We start from the raw sequence: 17,204 nt of genomic DNA on the forward strand, positions 1-17,204 counted from the left end.
TTTGTTTTAAATTTATATATTTTTATCAGCATTTAAACACTTTTAAGTTTATTCCTTTTTTTACCAAAAGTATTTTATTGTAAACTTATGGAAAATCATTTACGGTTTTGTAGATAAGTTTTTATACTATTAACAGCTTATTGTGCATATATTATGATTTTTTTGGTTTAGAAGTGGATAACTTTTTATATTCCAAGCTTCATAAGACAGATTATAATAAGAATTGAAGTTTTTTATCACACTAATCCTATTTCAATTAAGGATCTACAATATTAAAAGTAAGTTGATTCAACAATAAATCAACTCTAAATATACTTCGGTCCCCTTCTTTAAACATATAGTTTTCAATATTAAAAACACACTATAATATATTAGTTAAGTTTTAATCTGCATTGCAATATTATAAGAATAGGTGAAATTTATTTAAGGTACTATTATAACCAATCTCATTTTACTATGACTAATTTCCTTTTACCCACATTATTTTAACTTTAATCAACAGTTATTAAGAGGAGTTATACACACTGTGGATACTTTTTAATCATTTATGTTTATATTTTGGCAATAAAAAAACTCACAAGTTTAACTTGTGAGTTTGGTAGCGGAAATAGGACTTGAACCTACGACCCTTCGGGTATGAACCGAATGCTCTAGCCAGCTGAGCTACAAGAACCGATTTGTCTGGCTAACTAGGTATCTCCTAGCGACAAGATTTATTATATACTTATTACTTTTTAATGTCAACCCTTTTTTCATATTTTAATATAGGATTAAATTTTACTATATTCAATCTTGTGAAATTATAGCTACGAACACCTACCTAAAACTCATTAATCTAAGCTTATATTCACCTATCTTTGTGTTTTCTATTTCTTGCTTCACATTTTATTTATATGATTTTTTTACTTCTTAAATTAACACCACTTGATTAATCCTTCCTTGTTAACTTTTATGTCTTCTCTTTAGCTTTATAATCCCTCTCTCATACTTTTAAATAAATATTCTGTATATTTCTTTTTTATGTCACTTCTCCCTTGTCTCCTAATAGGCGCTATCAAACCTTCATTAGTCATAAATGAATCATCATTAACCTTGATAATATAATCAAAATTAACTACACATCCCCTTACACAACATACAAAATTTTTATTTTCTAGTAAAACTGTAGCCAATTCATCAAAACCTTGTCTTGTAGTAAATTTATCTTTTTTAGTATATATCTCAACAAGACGATTTGCCGTCTGAATTAAAACTATATCCTTTAAAAATATTCTCTTTATAACTCTATTACATAAAACTTCTATAAATTTACTTTCAGAAAGGAACATATCTTTATATCTATCCATAGCCTTCTTAAACTTCTCATAAGTATAAGGTTTAATTAAATAATATGCCGCCTTAACTTCATAGCTCTCAACAGCATACTCTATACTACTAGTAGTAAAAAATATCATGCTATTTAAGTTCATCTCTTCTAGTTTTTTTGCAACTTCCATACCATTAATCTTATCCATATATATGTCTAAAAATATTAAATCAAAATCTTCTACCTCATTTTTTTCTATACTTTCTAAAAATACTTCTCCACTTATAAATTCCTCAACCTCAAAGCCAATATTACTTGAATTTAAGTATTGTTCCAAATATATTCTTGTAATATCTCTATCACTTTTCAAATCATCTACAATTGCAATTCTCATATATAATCTCCTTATAATGTTCTAAGTCTATATTTCCACATAAACTTTTTTATTAAAATCATATATTTATACAACCACCACTTAACATTAATCCTCTTACTTCATTTTTATTTTACTACAAATATTATATTACACTAAATTATTTTTTAACTTCCTATAAAAATAGTGAACCTATTTAGGTTCACTACGGAATTAACTTTCCATGTATTACATATCTATCATCTACATTTCCATTAGTACAAGTAGACAAAGTTATAATTTTATTATCTTCATTAGCATCTTCACCAGTATTATATTGACTCTTACTATTTACATATTCTATATATTTTTTGAAATCATCCTTATCTGAAAAGCTAGTTTTATAAGTGTCACTTCTAGCATCAGCTACATAGAAAGAAAATATTTTGTATTTCTTTTTTCCCTCTGGAGTATATAGAATAACTTCGGAGTGTTCATCATAAAACTCTTTCTTAGTGTATTTGCTTAAATCATGAAACATCTTTTGATTCTTCATATTATGTCCATATAAAATAGAATTACCATCAGAGAATACCTCATCGTTATTGCACTCAAGGAATATAGCTCCTGAACTATTGTTATTCTTTTCAAAGGTATGATTTATATAATAATCGTTATCCTTACCCTTTACAACTGGATAGTTTATATTCGTACCCTTAATTTCCACCCATGCTACTATGTCACTATTAATCTTTCTTAACTCTTCAAAATCTACAGTAGTTCCATCAACTTCCTCATTACCCTGTGATTCTTCTGTGGCAACATCATTGTGCTTGTACTTTTCTAGCTTATCATATTCTGATGAACCCTTGTTATACTCGCTGAAGATAGTGTATAACTTATAAGCAGAAAAACAAAACACACATAAAGCTACAATAAATATAATTCTCTCTACCCACTTTTTCATATAAATCATTCCTTTTCTCACTATGACTTTCTTATACAATATATTATATCTGAATTTTGGTCCATTTTCCTCCTATAAATCTCATAAAACATATAAATAACCTCATACATTGATCAATGAACAAAGCTATCCATGCTCCAAAAATTCCTAAACCTACTGGGAAACATAAAAACCATGTTAAAAAAGGCCTTATAATTCCTATACTAAGTAAAGAAGTTAATGCTACATACTTTGTATCCCCTGCCCCACGAAGACATCCCGAAATAATAACTTGAGATGTTTGTGCATGAGTAGTAAAGGCAACTATAATTAAAATAATCGCACCTTGTGCTATTATAATAGGGTCATTAGTAAATAAACCAATTAAAAAGTTCCTACCAAGGATAAATATAAAAAATAGTACAGTTGAACAAATCAAAGCTATCCTCTGAGATATACTCCCATATAGCATAGCAATATCAGGACGTTTTTTTCCAAGATTTTGACCAACTAAGGAAGATGCAGCAATACTAAATCCATCCCCTACTGAAAAAGATAAGTTAGTTATATTCATACATATCTGATGAGTAGCAAAGGCTGTTGTACCTAACTTCGCAACCATTAGTGCATATACAAAGAATCCTATTCTTAAAAAAACTTGCTCAGCAGCAGCACTACTACTTATATTCAAAATACTTCTTAAAGTCTTTTTATCAAAGTTCCATGATACATTAGAAAGAATATTTAAAAAGCCATCGCTTTTTCTTCTATAAACAGACTTTAGAGCCATTAAAAAAGCTACTATATTCCCTAGGACAGTTGCAATCCCCGCTCCAACAACCCCTAAGGTTGGGAAAAACACTATACCATTAATCAAAAGATAATTAAATATCAAGTTTATTATATTAGCCGCAATATTAGTTCTCATGGAAACCTTTGTATTTCCAATTCCTCTTTGAGCAGCATTTATAGTTAAACATATACCATTAAAAAATAAGCCCACCATTATTATTCTAAAATAAGAAATAGATGTGTTAATTATTTCTGGTTGAGCTCCTGCAAACTTCATTAATTGAGGTGCAAATGTTATTCCTAAAAAAGACAGAATAAAAGATAATCCTAGACTTATTAAGATACTTTGCTTTAAGCATCTATTAGCCGCCTTAATATCTCCTTCTCCCTTTCTTCTTGCCACCACAGCTGTTACCCCTACATTTAGAGAAAGTAACATAGCTAAAACTATAAACCTCGGCTGATTTGTTATTCCTACAGCAGCAATGGCTTCTGGACCTATTCCACCAACCATCATTGTATCAACTGATGCTACAAGACTTACCAAAACAGCTTCCACTATTGATGGCCATGCAATATTTAGAGTATTTCTATACCCTTCTTCAGTACTTGGTAATTCACCTTGAACATATTTTTCCTTAACCATGTACCGGCAAGAAAATATCTTCACCAGTAAATTTGACCTCATATATATCCCTTCTTTACCCTTATTGTCTTTACTTAATTTATCTATACTAAATTATTATAACACTTTTTACTATGTTTTCCTTAAAAGTTTATGTTTTTATTCATCATATATTTTTGCATAACTATATTTAACTCAATCTATAAAACAACTTCTTAATCCCCCTTAAAATTATTTTTCAAATCAATTTTTGCTTACATATTTTTCAAAAGAAAAAAGGCAGTAAATCAAAATGATTTACTGCCCTTAATTTATATTAAACTTTAAGTTCTTTTTCTTTATGATATTTTTATGCAAAATAAAAAAGGCTTCATTGCTGAACCTTAAAATTGGTTGCGGAGGCAGGACTTGAACCTACGACCTTCGGGTTATGAGCCCGACGAGCTGCCAACTGCTCCACCCCGCGATATTTGGTGCTGAAGACCGGAATCGAACCGGTACGGTGTTTAACCACCGCAGGATTTTAAGTCCTGTGCGTCTGCCAGTTCCGCCACTTCAGCATATTAATCTTTTTCTTAATTTCTGGCTTATTTATTTTGTTTTGCCATCGCTCTCAGCGACAAGTATTATTATATCTATATATGGATTAACTGTCAACACTTTTTGATAAATTTTATTCATTTTTATTCTTTTTCTCTCAAAGCATTGATTTTACTAGGGTTATAGCACTATTATTTTTAATAAAAGTATAATTTAAAAATTAATTCTTATACTTTTTATAGCTTTTTATTCTTTTATAACATCCTTTATGTTGAAGATTTGCATCCTTTTCTTTAACTTCAAATTATATATTTTTATTATCTTCCTTTTCTATTTTTAAAATAATAAAAAGGTTCAAACTATGTTTGAACCTTTTTTGGTTGCGGGGGCAGGACTTGAACCTACGACCTTCGGGTTATGAGCCCGACGAGCTGCCAACTGCTCCACCCCGCGATATTTGGTGCTGAAGACCGGAATCGAACCGGTACGGTGTTTAACCACCGCAGGATTTTAAGTCCTGTGCGTCTGCCAGTTCCGCCACTTCAGCATATTATTTTTCTGGCTAGCTAAGTACTCCTTAGCACATGAATTATTATATATCATTTAAATACTCTTGTCTATAGTTTTTTATAAATTTATTATATTTTCACCTAATTTCATTAACACTTAAGTTTAATTATATCAATTTTTTTATGAACATAGACTATAGCTATAATAGTAAGTTTAGTATTTTCTTAGAATGTTGTTTAATCTTTATCCTTACATTCAAACCTTCTATAAATAAAATATAAAAGGTTAAGAGCTTGAGAACCTTTCCCCAACTCTTAACCTGTAAATTCATTTATAAATTATCTATAATAATATAAATTATCTATAATAACTTTTTAAAACGCTCTAATTACTTTCTTGTTTTTTTATTGTTGTAAGCGCCATTTTTAAATTGTTTTGTGTCTTTAATTCTTTCTTCACTATCTTTTAAAAACTTAGATAAAGTGTCTTCAAAATTATTTGACGTTGATTTTGATCTATCTCCATAACTTCCTGAATGATTCCCAGAATGATTCCCAGAGTGATTTCCAGAATGACTTCTTTGTTTTTCTTTGTTCCAATCTACTTCAGCTGGTCTAGCTGACTTTCTTTCTGGCTCATTATCTACTTGTTTCATTGATAAACTAATTTTACCGTTATCATCAATTGAGATAACTTTAACTTTTACTACATCATTCTCTTTTAAATAATCACTAACTTCTTTAATAAAAGTCTTAGATATTTCGGAAATATGTAATAAACCTATCTTATCTTCCACCTCTACAAATGCACCAAATTTTGTAATGTTAATCACTTTACCTTCTAAAATGTTTCCTGGCTTTAAAGACATCTAAAAAATATCCTCCTTGAAATTAAATATTTATGTAAATTTAATACTTTTAACTTTATTTCTTGTTCATTACTGTAGTCTCTCCCTCTTTTATGAGACCAAGTTTTTCCCTTGCAATTCTTTCTATATAGTTTTCATCTTCAGACATTTTAACATTGTCCTTTAATTTCTGATTTTCTGCTTCTATCTTTACCAGCTCGTCTTCCCACTTCTTAACTTCTCTCTTTTGTCTAAAAATAGTTACTTGCTGATTAACCAAAGTTATTGCAACATATGCAATAGCTACAACTAGCAAAACAGGTTTTATTTTGGAAAACTTTTTCATTTCAACATCCCCACTTTAATAGCATTTGTTGTATCCTCTAGATAAATTCTCTTATATCTTCTTCTTTTTTTTAGTTATAGAATATTTAAGTATGTTTATAGGATATAAAATACCCTTAAATATTGCTCTAGTAAAGGAATAAGTTTCATTTATTATTTTCCTCAAAATCTTTGAAAAACCTCTACTAAATAGTTTTAAATACCCAAACAAACCTAAGAAAATAAGCAAATATATATATATACTAACATAAGCATAATTAGTATACAACAAAAATATAAAGACTAAAACTGAGGTTAATATCCAAAATAATACATCTGATATAAAAGTAATTATAGGGTTAGATTGCTCATCACCCTTAATTACTCTATATATATCGAATAGTACACCGGCTAATACTCCCGATAAGATTGCACATATAAATCTATTAACTTCTATAAAGGTTGGATTTATCATACTATCTTACCTAAAAAGTCTAGATAGTATACTATCTTTCTTTTTCACTTTTCTATTTTCACTGTATACAAAGGAGTTTAAAGTGCCAGTTATATTTACCTCTCCATTGACCACATCTAGCTTATTCATTTTTAGATTTTTACCTTCAATAGTTAAGTTGCCACCTTTGGTTATTAGATCTATTTCGTCCTCAGTGAAACTTATAACTTCAAGTACTCCGGTAACATGAAGTTTACTTCTATTAATTAAACTTAAGTCACCTAAGTTTTCTTCTACTTGAACACCTTTCTTAAAATCCTTCTTGCTTTCCATAGGTTACCTCCAATCAACATAGAATTCATACTCTTACTACTTCTAAATATATGCTAGTTGTCGGTAATTATTAACAATTTCTTTTTATTAATTAATTTTTAATTGTTTTAACCTAGGAATTACAAAGCTTTTCACAGAATATACAGAATTTTTTTGAATTTTACTCCTCTGTACTTTCAGCATCAGCACCAGATATTATTTCATACATTTCCTTAGCTTCTTCTTTTCTAACATGTTCTACTATATTCACTATCTTAGCTTTTAAAGTTTCCTTTGCAAATGCTATTTCTATAATATCCTCTTCATTTACATTTGTGCTAGGCTTAGCAACTTTACCATTAATACTTACTCTACCACTCTCACAAATTTCTTTAGCCTTTGTCCTTCTTTTAATAATTCTTGAAACTTTTAAATATTTATCTAATCTCATAATTATATCCTCTCTAACTTTTCAAAAATATATTTAACTCTAAATATGATAAATTATAATCTTATAAAGCTTATAAACTAACTATATAAGATAATTAAATATATCACACTCTCTCATCACAGCTGAGTCCCTATTAAACCTTTGCTATAATTCTATAAATACGCATATAATATCGATAACTTAACATTTATAATTCCATTTTCAATCTCAGCAAAACTTAACAAAGATTAATAAAAAAACCTAGATTTTTATACCTAGGTTCTTATTTACTGTGTAACATTAATTACTTATTAACTTTATCCTTAAACTCTTTACCTGCTTTAAACACTGGTGCTATTGAAGCTGGAATTTCGATTTCTTCCTTAGTTCTAGGATTTCTTCCTGTTCTAGCTGCTCTTTCTCTAGTTTCAAAAGTACCAAAACCTATAAGTTGAACTTTTTCATTTTGCTCTAGAGCCTCTTCTACTGTTTCAATGAAAGCTTTTAATGCTGCTTCTGCATCCTTTTTTGTAAGCTTTGATTTTTCACTCATAATAGTAATTAATTCTGCTTTATTCACCTTTGTTACCTCCTTAAGATAAACGTATACTTAATCATTTTCAAGTATACTAAACATACTTATTCTTTAAAAGATATTTAAATCCTTTTTTATATAAATTTTATACTTAAAAATATAAAATACATATGCTATTTAAGCTTTTTACATTTCTCCCACAATTCGTCCATTTCTTCTAAAGTCATTAATTTTAAATCTCTGCCCTGTTCTATAGCAGACTTCTCTATGAACTCAAACCTTGTTATAAATTTATCTACTGTATAATTTATAGCATTTTCTGGGTCAATGTCAAGGAATCTTGCAACATTTACTGTAGCAAACATTAAATCCCCTAGTTCTTCTAGTATTTTTGACCTATTTTGGGATTTATATACCTCTAAAATCTCATAATATTCCTCTTTTATCTTATCCATGGCAGGTTCCACATTATCCCAGTCAAATCCAAACTTAGAAGCCTTCTTTTGAACCTTATAAGCTCTCATTAATCCTGGTAGTGTTTTAGCTACATGTCTCAATTCATCCGTATAGCTATCATAGTTATGTTCAGTCTCTTTTATTTTTTCCCAATTTTCAAGAACCTTTTCACTATCATTAGCTATTACCTCTGCAAATATATGTGGATGTCTTCTTATCATCTTTTCACAGATTGATTGTGTAACATCATTGATATTAAAATACCCTTCGTCTTCACCTATTTGCGCATGGAAAATTACTTGAAGTAATAAATCACCTAGTTCTTCAACAAGTTTATCATCATCTTGTTCATCTATAGCTTCAATAACTTCATAACATTCCTCAACTAAATTCTTTTTAAGGCTTTCATGATCTTGTTCTAAATCCCAAGGACATCCATCAGTTCCTCTAAGAACTCTCATAATGTCTACTAAATCATTAAAATCCTTTTTACACTTAGTATCCTTAGGTATGTATAAAGAAGTTAAATAATCTATATCTTCTTGTCTATCTAACTCAAATAATTTTATTTTTCTAATACTTTCTAACCCTTTGATACCTGCAGCTCTTACAAAGTAAATCTCTGCTTCTTCATCATAGTATTCTGACAAAGTTATCTTAACCTCAGAAGCTATAAAGTTATTATATACTTGAGTTATCACTATGCCAAGTCTATTGTCTAAAATTTGATTTTTAATGTCAAAGGCATCTATGATTTTCAATCCATTAATAGGGTCAATTTTAAGACTTTCCATAATTGCATCTATAAAGCTTACTGCTGGAATCAGTTCTGTCTCTACCCCTTCTTTCTCACAAAGATCTAAAAGTATAGAAACAGATTTTTCTGCAACTAGTGGATGACCTGGTACACCATATACAATGTTTGAAAATTCCTTATGTTTTTCTATTAAATCAGCTGCAATAGAGCTATATACTTCATCAAAACTTTCGCTACTTTCATACTTATTATCATAAGTTTCGTATTTTATACCTAGTGTATTTATATACTCAATTGTTGGGTGAACTTCTGTCCTAAAGTATACCTTTTGGTTCTCCTTTAATATATCAATAGTACCTAATGTAAGAGATTCTTTATTTCCAGGTCCTAATCCAATTATTTTTATCATAAGCACACCATATAAGGGGATGTATTTACCTCTTATATACTTCCTTTCCTTATTTTTTTCTTAATATCACTATACTTGAAAACTTTAAAAATTACAATAAAAATAAGGTATATAATCACTCCAACAAATACAGATGCTAAACAAGCTAAATTGACACTACCCATTACCCTTAATGCACTATTATAAGTAAATATTACTGATATGCCCATAATAACTGTGGCAAAGCCTGGTTTAACTATGGTTTCATAGTAATTTACCGGAACTATAAGCACCTTTTTAAGTGCAACTAAGTTCAATGTACAAGTCACTAAATAACCTGCTATAGATCCAATTATTGCTCCATATATATTTATATTAGGCATACCAACTAAAACATAAGTTAGAATTACTTTTACAACACACCCTATAGCTAAATTCTTTACAGGTTTATAAAAATTATTCATAGCTTGTAAGATAGATGTAGTAGTTTGACATAATATTATAAATGGTATTGATAAAGAAACATATCTTAAAAGATCATATCCGCCATAATCCCCTGCAAATACTAAGTTTACAATAGGATATGCTAAACAAAATATTCCCATAGCTGATGGAAGTGCAATTACAGCTGATAGCTTCATTGCATTCTCTACCTTATTACCTAATTCCTTAGAGTCCTTCCTAAAAAATGTCTCCGCAATAATCGGTACTAAGGAAGCACATAATGCCATGGACAATGATAATGGAACATTAGATATAGTTCCTGCCTTTCCTGTAAGTTGTCCATATAGTATGGCAGCATTTTGAGTTGAAAAACCTGCTGCTAATAACTGTCTTGGCACAACTATAGAGTCTACTAGCCCCATGATAGTGCCTATAACAGCACCTAAAGAAAATGGAACTGCTGTTATTATAATTCTCTTCACTATACTTTTTTTATCTCTTACAGGTCTCTTAGGTACGCTCTTAGAAACCTTCATATATGTAAAAAATAAATATATTATACACATGATACCACCTGCAACAGCTCCTAAAGCTGCTCCACCAGCGGCATAATCTATACCCTTACCAATAAGTAAATAAGCTAATCCTACTCCAAATACAACTCTTCCTAGTTGTTCTAAAACCTGTGACACAGCTGTAGGATTCATGTTTTGAAGCCCTTGGAAAAACCCTCTAAATGCTCCCATTATAACAACTAGTATAGGCGCAATACTAATAGCCAGAAAAGCATAATATGATTTCATGTCCCATCTTAAGAAACTTATTATATTCTTTCCAAAGACTATCATTACAGTTGAAAATACAAGTGCAAAGGGAATCATAATTTTAAGCGTTGCCTTAAATACATATCTAATTCCACCCGTATCATTTTTACTTCCCATCTCTGATATTATCTTTGAAATTGCAATTGGTATACCTGATGCAACTGCTGCAAAGGTTATGTATAATGGATATGACATTTGATAATATCCCATTCCCTCATCACCTATAAGCATTTGTAACGGTATTCTAAAAAACAATCCTAAAAACTTAGCTAATACACTTGCAATACCTAAAATCAATGTACCTTTAATTAACGTTTGCTTTTTCATATTACCCTCCCAAATAATTCAATTACATGCAGCAAATCTTACCTTTTATCCTGTAGTCTACAAATCTCACTCCTAATACTGATATTTGTATTAACTCTCCTTAACAGAAACTATCTAAAAGTAAATTTGTTAAAGCTTGCCCCATATACTTCTATAATTATTAGATTTAAAAGGGTAATATTCCTAAAAAAAATTAAAAGCTTAACTAAGCGAATTACTTAATCAAGCTTTTAATTTCTTCATAAACGTATATTATTCCATTTGCTTTCCTAGGAAATTAGCAGCAGTTTCTGCTAACTTAAGTTGCACTTCTCCGAACTCTTCTGTTTTATTATTTGAAGCTATTATTACTGCCCCGATATTATCGCCTTCTGCTATAATAGGTGCTATAACTTCAGAAGAGTATTTTTCTTCAAAGTCTTCATCATCATAAATTGGTATAAGTGCGTCTGCTTTTCCGCCACGAACAACAGGTCTTCTAGCTTCCATTATTGCTTCTAAATCTTCACTTATCTTTCTATCTGAATATTCCTTTTTAGAAGCTCCACTTACAGATATAATGCTATCCTTGTCACATATTAACACTATATTTCCTATACTTTGTTGTAATGCATCTGCATATTCCTTAGAGAAATTACTTAACTCTTCAATTGGAGAATACTTTTTAAGTATTACACCACCATCTCTATCAGTGAATATTTCAAGTGGATCTCCCTCCCTAATTCTCAATGTTCTTCTAATTTCTTTTGGAATAACAACTCTACCTAAATCATCTATACGTCTTACTATACCAGTCGCTTTCATATTACCTACTTCCTCCTTCGTAACAACTTTAAATATAATAGCAAAAGTTATACTTATTCTTTCATCACTATATTCTATAAATAAGATGAGCCATATCAAGTAAAAAACATCATAGGCAATTAAACCTTAAATCATAAAATATACTGTTATTAATATTATCTATAAAAACTTGAAATTTTATGCACATTTAATATACTTTATTTAAAAATATTCCTATATTTTTTCATTTACTCCATTGAAACTTTTCTTACTAACCCATAACTATCTTGTTAAATTTAACATTTATTTTACTCTAGTTCACTAGCTTTTAATATTCATCTTTAAAATTTTATTACTCATTTTCCTTAACTATGTATTCTTTATTCATTCTTTGCATATTATTTCTTTTAGCTCTTTTTTCAAATTTAATCAACAATTAATGCTTACTCTTTATCAATCTATAAAAACTTTAAATCAATATCTCTTTTATAAGTCCGACTTTTCTAATACATCTTATTTAGATAATTTAAAATAGATTTGTAAATATATTACCTTTAATTAGCTTGCCTTATCCTATAAAATACACCAAATAAATAAGAAGGTAGAAACTTAATTCCTACCTTCTTATTGATTGTTCATTTATTTTATTGTTGATTTATTTTATCTTCATATACTTCTGGCTTTAATTGAGAATCCCAATCTTGTACTGTCTTAGTCCATAATTCAGTTTCCTTAGCCTTTGTTAATTCATCTTTAATTTGATCCTTAACATCATCAAATGGCTTAGGTGGAAAATCCTTTTTATCTAAAACTTTTACTATATGCCAACCATCTTTTGCCTCTGATGGATCTGTGTATTGTCCTGGTTGTAGTGCAATTGCAGGATACACAAAGCTGCTTTCTGAAATAGACTCATATCCTTTAAATCCCATGCTACCACCATTTTCTTTAGTAGCTTCATCCTTGCTCTTTTCCTTTGCTAATTGAGCAAAATCTGCGCCATCATCTAATTGCTTTTTAATTTCTTTAGCTTCATCTTGAGTAGCAACTAAAATGTGTGCAAGTTCAACACCTGACTCACCCTCAGCATATTTATATTTATACATTTCATATTGATTCTTTATGTCTGTATCGCTAACTGCAATATCCTTAAATATGTTCTCTTTAATCTTTTCTTCAAGAACAGTACTCTTTATTTTTTCTTTTAGTTCCTCTTCAGTAACTTTTTGCTTTTCTAAAGCTTGCTTATATGCATCTTCACTGTCATAACTATCTTTTACTTCTTTTAATTTAGCTTCTATAGCTTCATTCATTTCCTTCTCTGCAGGAACCACTTTCAACTCTTCAGCCTTAATAAGTATAATTTTTTCATAGACCATAGAGTTAACTACTCTAACTCTTTGTTGTTCTAAAATAGATTTTACTTGAGCATCTTTAGCATAGTCATCACCAAATTGTGCTTTAAAGCCCTCTTCCATAGCAGCTAATTCTGCGTCTATATCAGCTCTAGTAATCTTATATTTTCCAACTTTAGCTACTACCGTCTTAGAAACAGCTTCTGGCGTTTTTTCAACCATATTACATCCTGTAAAGGAAAGTAACATCATACTCGCCATAGCTAAAGCTATTAGTTTTTTTGTACTTTTCACGATTGTCCCTCCAATTCTTAACCTCATGTGTTAAGTATGTTTGAATTTTCCATTAAATTGATTTTACCATAAATCTATTCACTTGTAACTACGGTTTTAAAATCTTCAAATATTTCTTTTAATCTATTCATAATATCTTCTTTTTTAGGAGTTCTCACCTTGTAAACTAAGGTAGGTACTTCTCCCATCTTAATCATAAGCTCTTTATTATAGGTTGATAGCACTCTATTAATTATAGCTTTGCTCAATCTATCCCTATGTATGAACTTAATTTGAATCTCATCCTTAACTTCCTTAACCTCATAAATGCCTAGTTCCCTAGCAAGAGATTTAACATAAGCAATATTAATAAGATTTACAACTGGTAACGGCATTTCAGCAAATCTATCTTCCATTTCATCATATATATCCATCATATCATCATAGGAATCAATAGCTGCAATTCTCTTATAAACCTGTATCTTTTGAATTTCATCTTTTATATAAGTGTCAGGTATATAAGCATCTATTTTTATTTCTATTGTAGATTCAACTGGCTCATTTTCATCCTCACCCTTAATCTTATTAATAGATTCTTCTAACATTCTGCAATATAAATCATATCCTATTGTAGACATATGCCCATGTTGTGAAGATCCCATCATATTACCGGCTCCTCTTATCTCTAAGTCTCGCATAGCAATTTTAAATCCTGAACCTAGTTCCGTAAAGTCCTTTATTGCTTTAAGTCTCTTCTCTGCAACTTCAGTTAATACCTTATCCTTCATATAAGTGAAATAAGCATAAGCTATTCTGTTAGATCTACCAACCCTACCCCTTAACTGATAAAGTTGAGATAATCCCATTCTATCTGCATCACTAATAATCATAGTGTTTGCATTAGGAATATCAATTCCAGTTTCGATTATAGTAGTACATAATAATACATTATATTTTCTATCTATAAAATCAAGCATTATATTTTCTAGCTCACTTTCCGTCATTTGTCCATGAGCAATAGCTATTTTCGCCTCTGGTACAAGTCCAGAAAGATATGATGCCATTTCTGTTATAGTTTCTACCCTATTGTATAAGAAGAAAACTTGGCCCTCTCTATTAAGCTCCCTCAAGATAGCATCTCTTATAAGTTGCTCATCAAATTCAACAACATAAGTTTGTATAGGATATCTTTGTTCTGGTGGTGTCTCAATAACACTTATTTCCCTAACACCAGTAAGTGACATATGCAAAGTTCTAGGTATTGGAGTTGCTGATAAAGTTAAAACGTCTATATTTTGTTTTAAATTCTTTATCTTCTCCTTATGACTAACCCCGAAACGTTGCTCTTCATCAACAATTAATAATCCTAGCTCCTTAAATTTAACGCTCTTTTGAAGAAGCTTATGTGTACCAACTATAATATCTATATTTCCTGCTTTTAAATCCTCTAAGGTAGCTTTCTGTTGTGCTGTTGTCCTAAATCTACTAAGCATATCAACCTTAACTGGAAAACTTTCAAATCTACTCTTTAAAGTATTGTAATGTTGTTTTGCTAATATGGTAGTAGGAACTAAGAAGGCAACTTGTTTTCCATCCATAACAGCCTTAAATGCAGCCCTCATAGCAACCTCTGTTTTTCCATATCCAACGTCACCACAAAGCAATCTATCCATAGGCTTTGCATTTTCCATACTTAACTTAATTTCCTCTATAGCAGTAAGCTGATCTGGTGTTTCTTCATATGGGAATTCATCCTCAAATTGCTTTTGCCATACAGTATCCTTAGAAAATGGATGTCCTCTTAATATGCTTCTATTAGCATATAGCTTTACTAAATCATCTGCAATATCTTCAATAGATTTTTTAACTTTTCTCTTAGCCTTACTCCACTCTAAACTACTTAGTTTATTTACCTTAGGAGTTTTTCCTTCTGCTCCAATGAACTTATGAACCATATCCAATTGATCAACTGGCACATAAAGTGTTCCATTGTCTGCATAAGCTATTTGTAAAAAGTCCTTTTTGTGATTTTGAACTTCTAATTGTTTTATACCCTTATAAATACCAATACCATTATTAACATGTACAACATAATCTCCAAGTTTTAATTCATTAAAGCTTTTTATTTTAGCTGTACCCTTCTGTGGTTTCTTCTTCTTAACCCTTCTCTTGCTCTCTCCAAAAATACCCTTATCAGATATAACAAAAAGCTTTAAATCAGGATATTCAAAGCTACTAAGTTGATTCCCCTGAGTTATAACTATCTCTCCAGGTTCTAAAGTATTAATTGAATCTTTATAAACTGCTGTTACTCCATTAGAATCTAAGGTCTCTACTAATCTTTCTCCCCTACTTTTAGTTCCTGAGAATATTAATACCTTATACCCTAAGGCCTTTTTGTCTTGTATATCCTTGACAAGCAATTCAAGTTGTCCTTGATAATTAGTAATTGATATTTCATTAAAATTCACTATACTTCTAGGTTTAAAATACTTAGTAGCCTTAGCCATAGAGTTAAGAGTTATTAATTCCTTACTTACAAGTGTCTCTGTAACTTGATCCATAGGTAATAACAGTTCTCCCTGTTTAGGTAGGATATTCCCCCTACTCAAGAAGGCTTCATAATTATACATAAACTGTGTTTCTGTACTTTCAAGCTTTCCACCACATCTTTGAGAGTCATCCATAATGATTAAAAAATCCCTTAGATAATCAAAGAAAGTAGAAGTTTTCTCATAAAAATATGGTAAATAACTATCCATTGTACCGAAACTCCACTTTTCTTTAAGAGATTCTAAATTTTCTGAAACTATTTTCTTTATATTTTCAGCTTCTTCCAGTAACTTTTTCTTTTTAAAATTAGCCAAGCTACATTCTAAATCCTTACTTATAGACTCAATTCCATACTTAATATTTTCTTCTGAAAGAATAATTTCTTTAGCTGGAAATATCTCTATATTAAATGTTTTATCAATACTTCTTTGAGATTCAGTATTAAAAGTTCTTATAGAGTCTACTTCATCATCAAAAAACTCTATTCTATAAGGAAGATCTACTGTTGGAGGATATATATCTAGTAATCCTCCCCTTATAGAAAATTGACCCTTAGTTTCAACTTGAGCTACTCTTTCATAGCCACATTGAATAAGCTTAGTTGCAAACCCCTTCAAGTCAATTCTATTACCTACTGATATTTTAAAAATATAATCCTTGAATAACTCTACTGGTGTACAGACAGAGCTAAGTACATCAACACTAGCTACTATTATCTTCTTCTCTTTATTTAAAAGGCTTCTTAAAACCTTTAATCTTTCCCATCTCAAATCTCCAGAAATGGCTTCTACATTATAAAAAACCGCTTCCCTAACTGGCATATAGTGAACCATAGGCGTGTATAAATATAAATCTTCATAAATATTTCTTGCCTCTATATCACTATGAGTTAATATAAGTATAGACTTATCTAATCTGTTAAAAAGACTGCCAACTATATAACTCTTAGCCGAATCTTCAACGCCATATATACCAACAGGAGCCTTATCTGTCTTTAAATTTTCTATAACTTCCTTAAATCCATCACTTTCAATGAGTGGCTTTATTAAACCATCTAACCTCACAATAACA

Annotated in this window: 13 protein-coding genes, 5 tRNA genes and 1 pseudogene; all 19 read right to left on the bottom strand. The window is 30.0% G+C overall.

Annotated elements, in window-relative coordinates; translation table 11 throughout:
• Positions 1–596: 596 nt before the first annotated feature.
• The 19 genes and pseudogenes from BUA48_RS13165 to mfd all read right to left on the bottom strand — a co-directional run bounded on the left by BUA48_RS13165 (position 597) and on the right by mfd (position 17,197).
• Positions 597–677: transfer RNA gene (locus BUA48_RS13165), tRNA-Met, on the bottom strand.
• Between the two features lie 291 nt (positions 678–968).
• On the bottom strand, positions 969–1,700 hold the full coding sequence (locus BUA48_RS13170) for a LytR/AlgR family response regulator transcription factor (RefSeq protein WP_072832536.1): 732 nt from the start codon (positions 1,698–1,700) through the stop codon (positions 969–971).
• A 184-nt stretch (positions 1,701–1,884) separates the two neighbouring features.
• Positions 1,885–2,625: a class B sortase gene (gene srtB, locus BUA48_RS13175; protein ID WP_178138988.1), complete on the bottom strand. Its 741-nt coding sequence runs from the start codon at positions 2,623–2,625 to the stop codon at positions 1,885–1,887.
• 43 nt (positions 2,626–2,668) lie between these two features.
• Positions 2,669–4,084, bottom strand: coding sequence for an MATE family efflux transporter (locus BUA48_RS13180; protein ID WP_207647624.1), 1,416 nt, complete (start codon positions 4,082–4,084; stop codon positions 2,669–2,671).
• Between the two features lie 327 nt (positions 4,085–4,411).
• Positions 4,412–4,487, bottom strand: a tRNA-Met gene (locus BUA48_RS13185).
• A gap of 5 nt (positions 4,488–4,492) precedes the next feature.
• Positions 4,493–4,581: transfer RNA gene (locus tag BUA48_RS13190), tRNA-Leu, on the bottom strand.
• A gap of 357 nt (positions 4,582–4,938) precedes the next feature.
• Positions 4,939–5,014: transfer RNA gene (locus BUA48_RS13195), tRNA-Met, on the bottom strand.
• A 5-nt stretch (positions 5,015–5,019) separates the two neighbouring features.
• Positions 5,020–5,108 (bottom strand) — tRNA-Leu (locus BUA48_RS13200).
• Between the two features lie 351 nt (positions 5,109–5,459).
• Complete coding sequence (locus BUA48_RS13205) at positions 5,460–5,939, bottom strand: S1 RNA-binding domain-containing protein (protein ID WP_072832538.1); 480 nt, start codon at positions 5,937–5,939, stop codon at positions 5,460–5,462.
• A gap of 55 nt (positions 5,940–5,994) precedes the next feature.
• Entirely contained in the window at positions 5,995–6,264 is a 270-nt protein-coding gene (locus tag BUA48_RS13210) for an FtsB family cell division protein (protein ID WP_072832539.1), read from the bottom strand.
• A gap of 51 nt (positions 6,265–6,315) precedes the next feature.
• The gene (gene yabQ, locus BUA48_RS13215) at positions 6,316–6,717 is read right to left on the bottom strand and encodes a spore cortex biosynthesis protein YabQ (RefSeq protein WP_072832540.1); all 402 of its coding nucleotides are present in this window, start codon (positions 6,715–6,717) and stop codon (positions 6,316–6,318) included.
• Positions 6,718–6,723: 6 nt separating this feature from the next.
• Positions 6,724–7,029: a sporulation protein YabP gene (yabP, locus tag BUA48_RS13220; RefSeq protein ID WP_072832541.1), complete on the bottom strand. Its 306-nt coding sequence runs from the start codon at positions 7,027–7,029 to the stop codon at positions 6,724–6,726.
• Positions 7,030–7,189: 160 nt separating this feature from the next.
• Complete coding sequence (locus tag BUA48_RS13225) at positions 7,190–7,459, bottom strand: RNA-binding S4 domain-containing protein (protein ID WP_072832542.1); 270 nt, start codon at positions 7,457–7,459, stop codon at positions 7,190–7,192.
• A gap of 283 nt (positions 7,460–7,742) precedes the next feature.
• A pseudogene (locus BUA48_RS13230) lies at positions 7,743–8,033 on the bottom strand (HU family DNA-binding protein); the annotation flags it as partial.
• A gap of 113 nt (positions 8,034–8,146) precedes the next feature.
• The gene (gene yabN / locus BUA48_RS13235; protein ID WP_072832544.1) at positions 8,147–9,595 is read right to left on the bottom strand and encodes a bifunctional methyltransferase/pyrophosphohydrolase YabN; all 1,449 of its coding nucleotides are present in this window, start codon (positions 9,593–9,595) and stop codon (positions 8,147–8,149) included.
• 32 nt (positions 9,596–9,627) lie between these two features.
• Positions 9,628–11,169: a putative polysaccharide biosynthesis protein gene (locus tag BUA48_RS13240; protein ID WP_072832545.1), complete on the bottom strand. Its 1,542-nt coding sequence runs from the start codon at positions 11,167–11,169 to the stop codon at positions 9,628–9,630.
• Positions 11,170–11,421: 252 nt separating this feature from the next.
• Positions 11,422–11,973 carry a stage V sporulation protein T gene (gene spoVT / locus BUA48_RS13245; protein ID WP_072832619.1) on the bottom strand — a complete coding sequence of 184 codons (552 nt, stop codon included), beginning with the start codon at positions 11,971–11,973 and terminating at the stop codon, positions 11,422–11,424.
• 623 nt (positions 11,974–12,596) lie between these two features.
• Positions 12,597–13,601 carry a peptidylprolyl isomerase gene (locus BUA48_RS13250; RefSeq protein ID WP_072832546.1) on the bottom strand — a complete coding sequence of 335 codons (1,005 nt, stop codon included), beginning with the start codon at positions 13,599–13,601 and terminating at the stop codon, positions 12,597–12,599.
• A 74-nt stretch (positions 13,602–13,675) separates the two neighbouring features.
• The gene (mfd, locus tag BUA48_RS13255) at positions 13,676–17,197 is read right to left on the bottom strand and encodes a transcription-repair coupling factor (RefSeq protein WP_072832547.1); all 3,522 of its coding nucleotides are present in this window, start codon (positions 17,195–17,197) and stop codon (positions 13,676–13,678) included.
• Positions 17,198–17,204 lie beyond the last annotated feature (7 nt).

Origin of the sequence: Clostridium collagenovorans DSM 3089, assembly GCF_900130005.1 — a bacterium.
Lineage (GTDB): Bacteria > Bacillota > Clostridia > Clostridiales > Clostridiaceae > Clostridium_D > Clostridium_D collagenovorans.

Bases quoted from the DNA above. Each gene is read 5' to 3' on its own strand.
- yabP (WP_072832541.1), bottom strand. From the start codon at position 7,029: ATGGAAAGCAAGAAGGATTTTAAGAAAGGTGTTCAAGTAGAAGAAAAC.
- yabN (WP_072832544.1), bottom strand. From the start codon at position 9,595: ATGATAAAAATAATTGGATTAGGACCTGGAAATAAAGAATCTCTTACA.
- yabQ (WP_072832540.1), bottom strand. From the start codon at position 6,717: ATGATAAATCCAACCTTTATAGAAGTTAATAGATTTATATGTGCAATC.
- BUA48_RS13170 (WP_072832536.1), bottom strand. From the start codon at position 1,700: ATGAGAATTGCAATTGTAGATGATTTGAAAAGTGATAGAGATATTACA.
- BUA48_RS13225 (WP_072832542.1), bottom strand. From the start codon at position 7,459: ATGAGATTAGATAAATATTTAAAAGTTTCAAGAATTATTAAAAGAAGG.
- srtB (WP_178138988.1), bottom strand. From the start codon at position 2,625: ATGAAAAAGTGGGTAGAGAGAATTATATTTATTGTAGCTTTATGTGTG.
- BUA48_RS13205 (WP_072832538.1), bottom strand. From the start codon at position 5,939: ATGTCTTTAAAGCCAGGAAACATTTTAGAAGGTAAAGTGATTAACATT.
- BUA48_RS13240 (WP_072832545.1), bottom strand. From the start codon at position 11,169: ATGAAAAAGCAAACGTTAATTAAAGGTACATTGATTTTAGGTATTGCA.
- spoVT (WP_072832619.1), bottom strand. From the start codon at position 11,973: ATGAAAGCGACTGGTATAGTAAGACGTATAGATGATTTAGGTAGAGTT.
- BUA48_RS13210 (WP_072832539.1), bottom strand. From the start codon at position 6,264: ATGAAAAAGTTTTCCAAAATAAAACCTGTTTTGCTAGTTGTAGCTATT.
- BUA48_RS13180 (WP_207647624.1), bottom strand. From the start codon at position 4,084: ATGAGGTCAAATTTACTGGTGAAGATATTTTCTTGCCGGTACATGGTT.